Source organism: Microcoleus sp. POL10_C6 (assembly GCF_036701585.1).
Classification (GTDB): Bacteria; Cyanobacteriota; Cyanobacteriia; order Cyanobacteriales; family Microcoleaceae; genus Microcoleus.
On the sequence record NZ_JAUBRB010000041.1, the window covers coordinates 51,698 to 62,835 of the forward strand.

The 11,138-nt window shown below is 46.6% G+C and carries 10 protein-coding genes; 6 read left to right on the forward strand and 4 right to left on the reverse strand.

Annotated elements, in window-relative coordinates:
• Window positions 1-291: 291 nt before the first annotated feature.
• Together QUA34_RS21005 and QUA34_RS21010 are read right to left on the reverse strand one after the other, a co-directional pair.
• Window positions 292-447 (reverse strand): hypothetical protein, encoded by a 156-nt coding sequence (locus QUA34_RS21005; protein WP_333329573.1) that lies wholly within the window; start codon window positions 445-447, stop codon window positions 292-294.
• Between the two features lie 771 nt (window positions 448-1,218).
• The gene (locus tag QUA34_RS21010) at window positions 1,219-3,054 is read right to left on the reverse strand and encodes a caspase family protein (RefSeq protein WP_333389122.1); all 1,836 of its coding nucleotides are present in this window, start codon (window positions 3,052-3,054) and stop codon (window positions 1,219-1,221) included.
• A gap of 282 nt (window positions 3,055-3,336) precedes the next feature.
• Here QUA34_RS21010 and QUA34_RS21015 point away from each other — a divergent pair, with 282 nt between their 5' ends.
• The 5 genes from QUA34_RS21015 (at window position 3,337) to QUA34_RS21035 (ending at window position 7,168) form a co-directional block, all read left to right on the forward strand.
• Window positions 3,337-4,038 carry a V4R domain-containing protein gene (locus tag QUA34_RS21015; protein ID WP_333389123.1) on the forward strand — a complete coding sequence of 234 codons (702 nt, stop codon included), beginning with the start codon at window positions 3,337-3,339 and terminating at the stop codon, window positions 4,036-4,038.
• Window positions 4,039-4,131: 93 nt separating this feature from the next.
• Window positions 4,132-4,398 carry a hypothetical protein gene (locus tag QUA34_RS21020; protein WP_333042386.1) on the forward strand — a complete coding sequence of 89 codons (267 nt, stop codon included), beginning with the start codon at window positions 4,132-4,134 and terminating at the stop codon, window positions 4,396-4,398.
• Window positions 4,399-4,568: 170 nt separating this feature from the next.
• On the forward strand, window positions 4,569-5,039 hold the full coding sequence (locus QUA34_RS21025) for a phycobilisome protein (RefSeq protein ID WP_333211707.1): 471 nt from the start codon (window positions 4,569-4,571) through the stop codon (window positions 5,037-5,039).
• A 57-nt stretch (window positions 5,040-5,096) separates the two neighbouring features.
• Window positions 5,097-5,759 (forward strand): V4R domain-containing protein, encoded by a 663-nt coding sequence (locus QUA34_RS21030; RefSeq protein WP_333329567.1) that lies wholly within the window; start codon window positions 5,097-5,099, stop codon window positions 5,757-5,759.
• 242 nt (window positions 5,760-6,001) lie between these two features.
• Window positions 6,002-7,168, forward strand: coding sequence for a pentapeptide repeat-containing protein (locus QUA34_RS21035; protein ID WP_333329564.1), 1,167 nt, complete (start codon window positions 6,002-6,004; stop codon window positions 7,166-7,168).
• Between the two features lie 17 nt (window positions 7,169-7,185).
• Here QUA34_RS21035 and QUA34_RS21040 read toward each other — a convergent pair whose 3' ends face one another.
• Together QUA34_RS21040 and QUA34_RS21045 are read right to left on the reverse strand one after the other, a co-directional pair.
• On the reverse strand, window positions 7,186-7,656 hold the full coding sequence (locus QUA34_RS21040) for a phycobilisome protein (protein ID WP_333329561.1): 471 nt from the start codon (window positions 7,654-7,656) through the stop codon (window positions 7,186-7,188).
• Window positions 7,657-7,694: 38 nt separating this feature from the next.
• Entirely contained in the window at window positions 7,695-8,177 is a 483-nt protein-coding gene (locus QUA34_RS21045) for a 2Fe-2S iron-sulfur cluster-binding protein (RefSeq protein WP_006635922.1), read from the reverse strand.
• Window positions 8,178-8,679: 502 nt separating this feature from the next.
• Here QUA34_RS21045 and QUA34_RS21050 point away from each other — a divergent pair.
• A complete protein-coding gene (locus QUA34_RS21050) occupies window positions 8,680-10,617 on the forward strand; it encodes a serine/threonine-protein kinase (protein WP_333329558.1) in 1,938 nt (645 codons plus the stop codon).
• The last annotated feature ends 521 nt before the right edge of the window (window positions 10,618-11,138 follow it).

The following is an 11,138-nucleotide window of genomic DNA, read 5'->3' on the forward strand; positions in this document are numbered from 1 at the left end:
TTCCTGAACTCAAAAAGTTCAGCATTGTCTCCAACTCCTTGCCTTCCTAGGTTTTAGACTCCCCGATTGGGAAGCGATCGCTCCGGGAACATTCCTCTTCGAGCGCCCCTCTTAACACCCCCACACTGCCACATCACCCTATTGATTTAGATCATCCCGTAGACTTGGCTGTGGACTATAACTTCAGGCATACGTGTTGTTACCGCGGCTACAATAAGCGAGCAAGTTTTTATTCTTGTTTCTCAAGAAAATATTTTTTGGATTTTCGTGCAAAGCCCTTATTTGTGTTAATTAAGGCAGCTTTATCATCTCCGGGCTAACGAAGACTCGCAGCTTGCGAATCCAGATAATTTGTACTCTGTGGCGGTGAATCTGTTTCCTGAATTCATTGGGGGCGATCGCTCCTCCGCCAGAATTGCCAGTAACGGCTCCTTTTGTATATTTCATAACAGATATGTCACTGTTCATAATTTAAAAACAGTACAAGTTTAAACAGTCTTCCATCCGTCGATCGCTCCTAATAGCCCACGAAGAGGGATAAAAATTTTTAACTCTGCATACCCAATTGTTTAAAGCGATTTTGCCTTAGCCACTTGCCTGAGATAGCAATTCGATATAGTTAAATTTGATGATAATTTAAGTTAAAATAAACTATAAACTTAGGTAACAAACATACCGAATAGAATTCAAAAATTAACTGTTTTAGTTAATTTTAACTTAACTTATTTAGGCTTTATTCATGATTCTTAGTAAACATTTTAACACCAATGCTTATTGTTAATGACAACTCATTTGTGACGGTGCAGGTGCAGATTTAGGGAACTTTGGACGTGAATTTAAAATATTAATTAACCTGGTTGCACAATTTGAGACCTTGTGGGGACTAGGGTTAGGCGTCTCGCCTGCTCTGAAAATACACGCCTTCGGGATCATGGGTTGATCGCAAAAAAACTTAAAATCATCACGCTATTATGCAACCCCCCATTAACAGCTCATACAATATCTTTTGCTCTACAAAAACTAACCTACCAGGCAGCATATAAAATCCCCTCGCGCAGAAGCTGCGGAGGGGAAATGGTGAATAAAATTATTGGTTTTAAATTATCGATGTGTAGATCTCTTTTGGCAGTATCAAAAGGTATCGAGCGATCGATCGACCTACTTCGGCCAGTCGCTAAAATAATTTCCCGGTGGGAAACCGAGAAATTATCAACTAAATCAACCTTTTTTCTGCTGGCGTTGGAGCTTAGTTTTCCAATTGGCGATCTCCTTCTGAGCCGGCTGATAACTCTTAGTACCCGACGGCACCAGCGAAGCAGCTTCAACTGCCTCTTTCAGCTTTCCTTGAGAGCCGCGCAACTGAGCAATTTTGAGAATACTTTCGCTCCACTCTCCAATTAACTGTTGAGCTTCTGCATACTTCGGCTGACCGGGTTCAATTTTATTAGCTTGCTGGATGCCTTTACTGTAAGAAGAGGCAACCCCCCGCTTAATTTGACGCTTAGCAGCCGATAGCAAAGCAATATTTACATCCTGGTCTTTGGATAGCTCCTCCCACTGAGCGATCGCCTGTTTCGACTGATTGTAAACAGGCTGATTGACATCCGGCATCAATTTAGCCGCGCCGATCGCCCCCTGGAAATCGCCCCGAGCAGCCCGCCCGTTAGCTATATCCAAAATCGTTAAACTCCAGCGCTCAATATCCTGCTGAGCCTGCGGGTAGAGCGGATCGCTAGCCGGAATCGTTCGAGCCTTAACCACCGCTCTATTAAAACTAGAAGCCGAACCATCTTTGAGGAAAGTTTTCGCCTCAGCCCACACCTGCTGGCTGGATGGTGGCTGCTTGGTTCCAGTCCCCGCTTGCAGCGCCCGCGGTTGGTTCTGCGATCCCCCAGTACCAGTAAATTTTTGAGATCCAGAGTTTTCGGCATTTTTAGCAGGCGATCGAGGATCTCCTTCCTGCTGACCAACAAAAATTGATTTGTTCGTCACAAAAACACCCAACAGCAGCACCAAAGCCGTAGCTGAACTCCATAAAACTAGCTGCTGCAAAAATGACTTATCCGACCCCCCGTTATGCTCATCCTCCGGCTTTTGCAAGTTCGGTCGATCGCCCCCCCCATCAGCCGGGCCCACAGCATTTGGTGGCGACACAGGTGGCATCTCAACCGACGAATCCTGAGCGTTACGAACTGCCGGAGGCACATCCATTCGAGCCGTAGCCATCGCCATTTGCGGGCGATCGAACCCATCAGCCGTACCAACCGCCATATTGCCGTTGCGTCCTGCCAACGCAGCAGTTGGTACCCCTGAAGCATCGGGCAAAATCACCAAATTAGCCTTTCCTGGAGGATTCACCACCATCAAAGGTTCTTGTTTCGGACGCAAATGGTGGTCACACAGCTCCGGCAGTCGATCGCTCAAAAAACGGTCTAAACCCTTAATAGTCATGCACTGTCCCGATCGCAGCCCCTCCAAAAGCGCCGTCGTAAAAAACCCCTGACGCAAAGCCGAAGTTTCCCGCGAAACTTGATTCGGGCGGCAAGAAAGCACCGTTGGGATTTCCAGTTCCCGGGCCAGCTCGACCGTTTGAGAGCCGATCGTTTCCCCCGCTTTCACAATCTGGCTGCGGTTCATATCAACCAGCACCAACACCGTTTCCGTAGGAGCGTTTTTCAGAGTATTCAACAGCAACTCTACCGGAATCCCCGTACCCTGGATGTCAGCCGGATTGCCGTCAACCGGCATCAAATAATCCTTACCTTCATAGCTGACACCGTAGCCGCTAAAAAAACACCAGAGTAAATCTCCCTGTTGCACGTGTTCCGCGCACAGCCTTTGGGTCAACCTCAGAATATTTTCCCGATTTGGATATGTAGATTGACCCCACAGCGATGGCGAGCTATCGGTCATCAGCAGACATCCATCCGGCGCAAAACCCGCCTCCTCAGTCAAAAAACCGTACAGGGCCTCTGCATCCTCTTGGGCATAACTCAAAGGCTGGAGTAACTGATATTGATTGATGCCTATTGCAATACAAGCGTGATTTTTCATCCCCATATGCCCTATATATATAGTGGACAGCTTGCACAAAACGATAACACATAGCCGTTTAAGGTTATACCCACTTTCGCCAGCACTCAGAGAGCAGTTGTCCGCAGGCAGAACTCCCAACCAGCCCCCAAATTTAGCATCCTAGAATTTTTAATTTTTATATAGTCGTAAAAAATTGTACCCTGTGCCTGCCTTTAGAAAAATAAAGTTAAATTGGATACACAGGCCCGTCTCTTTGACTCTAATTTTCGCCAAACTACACCAAAAAGGAATAACCCGCCAATGGTCTCTACCGCCAAAAAAGAAATCTCCCGCCACAGCGAATCGCTACTGAAGCAAAAGCATCCTAAAACTCACAGCCACTATAGGTTTCAGGATTTTTTTGCCTTCGATCGCCAGATGGGTACAATTGACGACTGGAATGAGTCGCGTAACATTTTTACCAGCGAAGACTTCATTATCGGTTTGGTGGAGGGGCTCGAAGAAGAAGTCGGCCCCGCGTCCTCTGTCATCATGTATACTATTGGTTGCCAGTGGGGACTCCAAGATTCCGAATTTTTTCAAAAATGGTTTAGTGCTGAATACAGCCAGAACATTCGCCAGTCAAATCTCATGTTTCTGCTAGAAACTTGGTGGTGGCCTTTCACGGCTCAAGGTTGGGGTCGCTGGGAAGTGGACATGAGCGATCGCAAACACGGCTGCATCTTCATCAACCTCTTTGACTCAGCAGTTGCTCGCACATTGGGCGACGTAGGCAAACCGGTTTGTCACCTATACGCCGGTTTGTTCGCCGGTTTCTTCGGCTCTTTAGTCAAAAAGCCTCTGAGCTGCATAGAACTCCAATGTTACTCAATGGGAGAAACCTATTGCAAGTTCCTGCTTGGCAACCCAGATAAAATTGATGCAGCAGCATTCTGGCTCAACGAAGGTGCGAACGCCCGCGATATTCAAAATCGACTGCAACACGGTGAAATATTGCGGTAAACAACCTGGAAAGGCACATCCCCTGCCCTGCCTTTCCTCCCACCAATTTCGCGATGAAAGTGCGATGGTGGATTTCTCCAGGCAGGAAGAAAGATGAAAAGTCAAACTTCATGGTTGGACCAATCTGTCCAAGAATTCTTTGGTCACTATAATTGGCTGGGAAAATCTTTAGAAACCCCAAATGGCTCGACTCCCGGTCAACTTCTGAGTTTAACCCAGCCAGTAGCAGACTTTTTTCAAGCTATTTCTTGGGAAGGAATTCCGGAAGTAGGTGCCCTACCCCTACCGCCACCCTTGCCAGTAATTTCTATTTCTGAACAAGCAGAAGTCACCATTGATGACCTATTTGACCTGTTTTAATCTGTGTGCCAAATGGAAAATAAAAAATAGGGCAATCCCTCATCCATCTTCCCTCACCCATCTTTCCTCATCCCTCAAAATCCATTAGTTAAACCCGTTAAATCCCGTACATAGCTCGTTGCCGAACTTCCTTCCTTTTATCAATTACCGATTACCACTTAATTAAAATCATGCACCCTGAGATTGAGGCGCTGCTGGATCAGGCAGAAAACCGCTTTTTAAAAGGCGAAGAACTCATGGCTTTTAAGCGTCAAGCTGTAACCCTTGTCCAGCGCTTAAAAATTTACGAATTTTTGCGAGAGAAGGAAGCAAGCATCTTCCAACCAGTAGCCAACAAACTACAAGAAACATTCCCCGACGAAAAACAAGAAACCTTAGAACGATCGCTCAAACATTGGGTGTTAGTCTTGCGGTACTGCGCTATGGCTATGCTGCTAAACGATCAAAATTTTCTCGAACAGCGCCTTGTAGACTGGCTTTCCGGCATAGTCGCAGCCCACCAAACTCAAAAAATCGAAGCAACTGTTTGCAATCTGCTGCAAACTCGTTTAAAAGAATTGCTTTCCGAGCAAGCCCGGGCTATATTGCAACCATTTTTTGACCAAGCACAGTCAATTATTATTGACCAAGGTAATAAATAATCAGCTTTCTTCCCAATTTCCAATTTCCAATTCCCGATTCCCAATTCCCAATTCCCGATGATTAATATTGCCGACTTACTCAAACAGCCCCGACTACCGGGAAACTACTTTGCCAGCGATGCCTACGTCCGAGGCGACCTCGAACTCGGTCTCCTCGAAAACCGCCGGGGCGATCGGCTCTTAGCACTCCCAGAAACACTGATTCAAGCTATTTATATTGGCTTAGAAAAAGAAACAGGTCAAGCCTCCCGCCTCGTGCTTTTCAACTGCGGTCGCTGGTGGGGTAAAAACTTCTACGTGCGTTTTTGCGAAGAAGTCAGCGAATACTACGGTCAGCCAGTTTCTGAAATGGAAATGGTAGAATTTCTTCAGTCCTTGCAGCAGTGTTGGAAAACTCATGGATGGGGAACATTTGATCTAGATCCCAGCTATTCCGAACAGGGATTTTTAATAGTAAAAATTGCCAACTCTCTTTTTGCTAAAACAGCCCCCAAGTCTAAGCGACCAGCCTGTTTTTTAGAAGCAGGTATTTTAAGTTCTTTCTTTAGTCAGCTTACGGGTCGAGAACTTCACTGCCTGCAAACATCCTGCGAATCATTGGGCTCGGACTGCAACCGCTTTATTTTAGGGCTGCGCGAGCGCCTCCAACCAGCAGATTCTATGGTCGAAGAAGGAAAAGACCATGAAGCTATTCTCAGTCAACTTTTTCAAAAAAACTGACTTATTTGACAGCTATTAGTTTGTTGCTAATAGCTGTCAAATCGATTTTTGGGCAGCCATATTATCGACCGTATCATCAAAACTGTGAGTTAAATTATAAAAAAGCTCGTGAGTTAAAAAATAAGGTTTTAGCAATTCAAATAAAACCTGATGATAACTAGCAGCTAGAAACTTCATAACTTACTCTAGAAACTCATAAAATTTAAAAGCCATCAAAACCTCAAACATTTTGCTAGAACTTAATGGACGCCAATGAACTTCTAACTCGATATGCAGCCGGCGAAAGAGATTTTAGACTGGCAAATCTGCGCGGCATTGTGTTGAGTCCGATCGATTTATACCGTTCCAGCGATGCCCCAACTCTAATTTTGGCAAACCTCAACCAACACCAGCAACGACCCTACTTAATCGGCGCTAACCTCAGCGGGGCCGACCTCACCAAAGCCCATCTGAGCCGAGCCAATCTCAGCAAAGCTGACCTCAGCGGAGCCAATCTCACCGGCGCCAACCTCATGGCAGCCAGTCTGAGCGGAGCTAATCTCATCGGTGCTAATCTCACCGGCGCCAACCTAGCCGGCTCTCATCTGAATTGGGCAAACCTGACCGGAGCAAATCTTCCCAATGCTAATCTCATAGGTGCAGATATGAGCGCCGCTAACCTCACCAAAGCCGTTCTCACCGAGGCCAATCTCAGTAAAGCCTATCTGATTAAAGCCAATCTCAACGGAGCCAACTTCAAAGATGCTTACTTAAGTCTAGCGAGTTTGAAAGAGGCAGACTTGACCGAAGCACAGCTCACCGGAGCCGAATTATCCAAAGCCAACCTAGCCGGAGCCAACTTAACCCGTGCTAACCTCAGCAAAGCCAACCTGTTGAAAGCAAATCTTAGGCGAACTAACCTCACTCAAGCCTATTTAAACGGCGCGTGCTTGATCGGATCAGACCTTAGCGAAGCTTGCTTGGATAGAGCCAATTTGTGCAAAGCAGACCTCAGCAAAACCTACCTGAGAAACATTACTTTGAATGGCAGCCACTTAAGCGGTATTAACCTCAGCGGGGCCGACCTCAGCGGTGTAGACTTGAGCCGCAAACTTTTAACTGGAATTAATATGGCAGAGGCATTGTTGAACGAAGCCAACTTGAGCGGTGCTTATCTAATGGAAGCTAACTTAAGCGGGGCAAACCTCAGCAAAGCCAACTTGAGTCTAGCCTACCTGATCAATGCCGACCTGTCTAATTCTTGCCTGCATGAAATTAACTTGACCAAAGCTAACCTGAGTAAAGCCAACTTGCAGAAAGCTGACTTGACAGGAGCCAACCTCCGGGGAGCGATTCTCACTGAGGCGGATTTGACGGGAGCGAAGTTGATTGGAGCCACTCTTCCTAACGGCACAGTTTATTGGCGTTAACTGGTCAACCCCCTTGATTATTTGCCCAGCAATGTGCGGTTAATGTCCAGAATCGGAAAAAATAGGTTCCTTTCTTCCACCGTGAGATATTGTTTAAGGACTTTTTTCATCACATCATAGGTCACGGTTGCACTATTTCTAACTTGAACAGCGCCTAAAATAGTTTGCAACCAAAGTAGTAGCCGATCGCGCAACCGTTCAGTATCATTAATCAACAGTGCTGCAGCCGAATGCCTCAACACCCGCACAATATCTCCACGGCACTTTTCAGTCATATCGTTAGCCCCCCGGCGAAATAAATTAGGGTCTAGAGACAGCATTTGTGCTTCCACTTGCCGCATAATTTCTGTTTCAGAGGCTTGAATTTTTTTATAAGCACTCATCCGGTGATTCAAAGACTGAAAGTAGTCTTTCAAAAATTGGAGTTCTTCTGCACTGGCGTAGCGTCCATCTGTTTCCGTGCTCAAACGCGCAAGTTGGCTCAACATAGATTTTTCTCTACTACTAAAATACAAACATATCAGTTTTAAGCTTCTTTAGTCCGAACTAAATACTGTCCTACTTGAAAGCGGGTTTCATTAAGCTGTGTAACGATAGAACGAGTAATTAACTTTCCCGATTCTACAACTACTTGACCCGTAATTGGGTGTAATAAATCTTGCTGGGCCCGGCGACCGATCAAAGCTTCGACATTTTCAATCGCATTAATGTACATCCCCGCAGGCAACTGTACAACCACACCCTCACCCATAATTTGAGCCTGACAAGCAAGTCGCGAATTGGCTTTAGCCGTAGTAATGACTTCCAACGTTCTTCTCTCGCGGCGGTTCATGTCCGACAAGCCTTCCATGCCTTCTTTAATGTAAACATGGCAGGTAGCGCACATTCCCCGCCCCCCGCATTCCTTGAGAACGTCTAAGTCTTTGGAAAGTAAGGCAGACAGGATATTTGATCGGGTTTCGACTGCTATTTCCTCCGCAATGGGATCTAGTTTAATAATTTTAACCATATTGATGTTTACTCCTGTCAACTTCAGTATTTAGCAAGTTACGATCAACTTATTCAAAGCGCAAAAAAATTTGGCTAACACTCAAAAAGGTTAAGATGCCTTGACGAAAGCATCGGCTTCTGGCTCTCTAACCCCTATGGCATAACCGCACTTCTGTTTTGGTCATATCGCTGTTCCCTCGCCCCGATTCCCCAGCTTAGCCTTGAAAAGCTAAAACCTTAGATACTTTCTGGATGGCATTGAAAAAACTGTAATAGTCGCGATCGACTAAAATAGCAGCCACAGGTAGTTCCCGATCAGATACCGGCATCCGGCAAGATTGATAGTGATTCCGAAGCTCAAGGATTTTAGTAGGTGCGAGTGTGCGATCGCTCTCAAGGAGGCTGAGAATGAACCTGAGATAACATAGGCTGTACCTGGCGAGCGATTCAAAAATTTGAATTTTTGTCAGAATTATTTACATATTTTAATACTAGCTCAAGCTTTTTCTATAATTAGACCGATGCAACATTCTAAGTACCGCATTTTAGGGCTAGTCGGACAAGGACAATTTGGTCGAGTCTTTTGTGCCAGCGTTCGAGAAGCTCCCGCCCAGGACTCCCGCCTCACCAGCCAACTGGTTGCTCTGAAAGAACTTAGTCATCAAAAAGCCCCAACTAGCGAATTCTTGCGAGAGCTGTGGTTTCTGATCACATTGCAGCACCCCAACATTGTTACCTGCCGAGCTCTAGAACACACAGCTACAGGCAGGTACTTGGTTATGGACTACTGCGAGGGAGGAACCCTCCGCAACCTACTCAAACAAGACCGCCCCTTGCGTCTGCTCGAAGGTTTACAGCTAGTCATGGAAGTTTTAGCCGGCTTAGACTACGCCCACCGCCGAGGCGTAGTTCACTGCGACATCAAACCCGAAAATATCCTCCTAACTTTAGGAGCAAAAGGTTGGTCGCCCCGGCTTTCTGACTTTGGCATCGCGCGTCGGCTGCCAGAAATTGGTACCACTCGCCTCCACCAAGAACTTTCTCCCGACGCTACCGTAGGTTCCCCCGCTTACATGGCCCCTGAGCGGTTTTACGGTCTTTTTTCCCCGATGTCAGATATATATGCAGTAGGCATTCTGCTGTTTGAATTGCTAATGGGCTACCGCCCTTTCGGGGGAACCCCCGGAGACTTGAGGTGGGCACACCTGAATCAACGCTTGCAATTTCCCGACGCCATCCCCGAACCTTTGCAAGCAATAGTCAAAAAATCTTTAGAAAAGCTGCCAGCCCGCCGTTTTGCCAGTGCTTCCCAAATGGCTCAAGCTCTGCGGCTGATCATGTACGACCCCGCTGTCAGGCAATTGGGCGACTGCATTATTCCTTGGGAAAGCCCCACAACCAGTATTGATAAAAGTCTGAAATCGGAAACTGACTCTTTGCTGGAAGTTGAAGAGGAAGAAGCATCACAGTCGGCTATTAATTTACTTGGGACTGTGCGCTATTCGCTTTCGCAGCCAAAGCCACTGATACTTCCTGCACCGTTGACCGCTTTAATTGCCACTGAAACGTATCTATATGCTGCTGTAGGTACAGAGGTCAAGGTTTGGTCTCAGCCGGGAAAACAGCTAGTTACAGGAGAAATGTCTACTTCTATTTCATTAATGGCGGAAATTGTGCGGGGCATTTTACCTGTTTCTCACGGCTGCTGCGTTCTCACTCCGCAAAAACTTTACTGGCTCAATGAGCGCTCTTGGGAGCCTCAATGTTTGCTGGATATGGGTTTGAGGCAAGGTCCAGATGCTTTTAAAGCTGCTGTAGACTCTCACGGCAACTGGTTGACAGTAGCGGTTCCCGGCGAACTGCGTTTTTATTCTTTAGCTGGAAACAGCACTGCGGGCGATCCGAAAAAAGCGCTGAAGCTGATCGCTACTGTGCCGTTACCAGAACACTATTTACCAGAATTAATGTTTTTGGATCGGCGACACGTCTTAGCAGTTTGGCCGGACAACGAACCAAAAAATCCCCAAACTATTTTTAGAGTTTACACTCGTCGTGGCACGCCTGTGGGTTCTGTGCGGTTGTCTGCCAGTGTCAGACAGATGCTGTTGACACCTGAGCCTTATACTTTGCTGGGAATTCCTCAAGGTGGTAAAGCGGCGGTGCTGTTGATGAAATTGTGGCCACTCAAGGTAGCGCGAATTCCTCTTGAAACTTTGCCTGTGTCTGCTTGTGTGGCTAATTGGGGATGGGTGTTGGCAGATGTTGGAGGGCAGATAGAGGTGGTAAACAGTCAAGGGATTCAAGTAGGGAGTTTTAGCAGCCCCGCCTCGCCCCGGGCGATAGCTCCCTGGGGGAATAGAGGTTTGGTGATTGCTGTCAATACTGAGGAAGAGAGTCACTTGCACTTTTTAGATGTAGATGTTGAGGATACCAACTCGCCCTCGATCATCAAAGGCTGATAACTGGCGTAACTGAAGGAGTTTGGGGGTGTAATTCAGAAGAGTGTATTTGCGGGCGATCGATTCCTGGGAGTTTGATCTGGGTTAGAGTACCGTGTCGTGTCAGCTTCTGGATTTTGAATCAGAGGAATTGTTAAGGGCGATCGGCTCAATCTGAGACCCAAACGTCCCTCAGTAAAGTCCAAGAAATGCAGACACCACTTACATATATATGACTCATGCACCAGCCTGCTTCTGTCATCCTAAGCCCATGATGCAGCCTCACAGCTTACACTCTAACTTTGCCTTAGCTCTAGTCCCAGTAAGCCCCATCATCATATTGAACCACTGAGTTCTTCTACCGATTCGCGGGAGAGAGTCTGCCCCAAAGCCGTAATTTTGGTCTAAAAAAAGACCCCATAGTTAAAAGAGGAGTCAGCCAGGGGATACCGGAGCGGTGAAGGACAGCTCAAACCTTTACTGTGTATAGGTTCCCCAAAAACTCAAAAATATTTTCACAAAACGCTTGACAACACCTTGCG

Excerpts from the sequence above, each read along its gene's own strand:
- QUA34_RS21040 (WP_333329561.1), bottom strand. The coding sequence starts at position 7,656 with ATGTTGAGCCAACTTGCGCGTTTGAGCACGGAAACAGATGGACGCTAC.
- QUA34_RS21030 (WP_333329567.1), top strand. The coding sequence starts at position 5,097 with ATGATTAATATTGCCGACTTACTCAAACAGCCCCGACTACCGGGAAAC.
- QUA34_RS21050 (WP_333329558.1), top strand. The coding sequence starts at position 8,680 with ATGCAACATTCTAAGTACCGCATTTTAGGGCTAGTCGGACAAGGACAA.
- QUA34_RS21025 (WP_333211707.1), top strand. The coding sequence starts at position 4,569 with ATGCACCCTGAGATTGAGGCGCTGCTGGATCAGGCAGAAAACCGCTTT.
- QUA34_RS21010 (WP_333389122.1), bottom strand. The coding sequence starts at position 3,054 with ATGAAAAATCACGCTTGTATTGCAATAGGCATCAATCAATATCAGTTA.
- QUA34_RS21005 (WP_333329573.1), bottom strand. The coding sequence starts at position 447 with ATGAAATATACAAAAGGAGCCGTTACTGGCAATTCTGGCGGAGGAGCG.
- QUA34_RS21020 (WP_333042386.1), top strand. The coding sequence starts at position 4,132 with ATGAAAAGTCAAACTTCATGGTTGGACCAATCTGTCCAAGAATTCTTT.
- QUA34_RS21045 (WP_006635922.1), bottom strand. The coding sequence starts at position 8,177 with ATGGTTAAAATTATTAAACTAGATCCCATTGCGGAGGAAATAGCAGTC.
- QUA34_RS21035 (WP_333329564.1), top strand. The coding sequence starts at position 6,002 with ATGGACGCCAATGAACTTCTAACTCGATATGCAGCCGGCGAAAGAGAT.
- QUA34_RS21015 (WP_333389123.1), top strand. The coding sequence starts at position 3,337 with ATGGTCTCTACCGCCAAAAAAGAAATCTCCCGCCACAGCGAATCGCTA.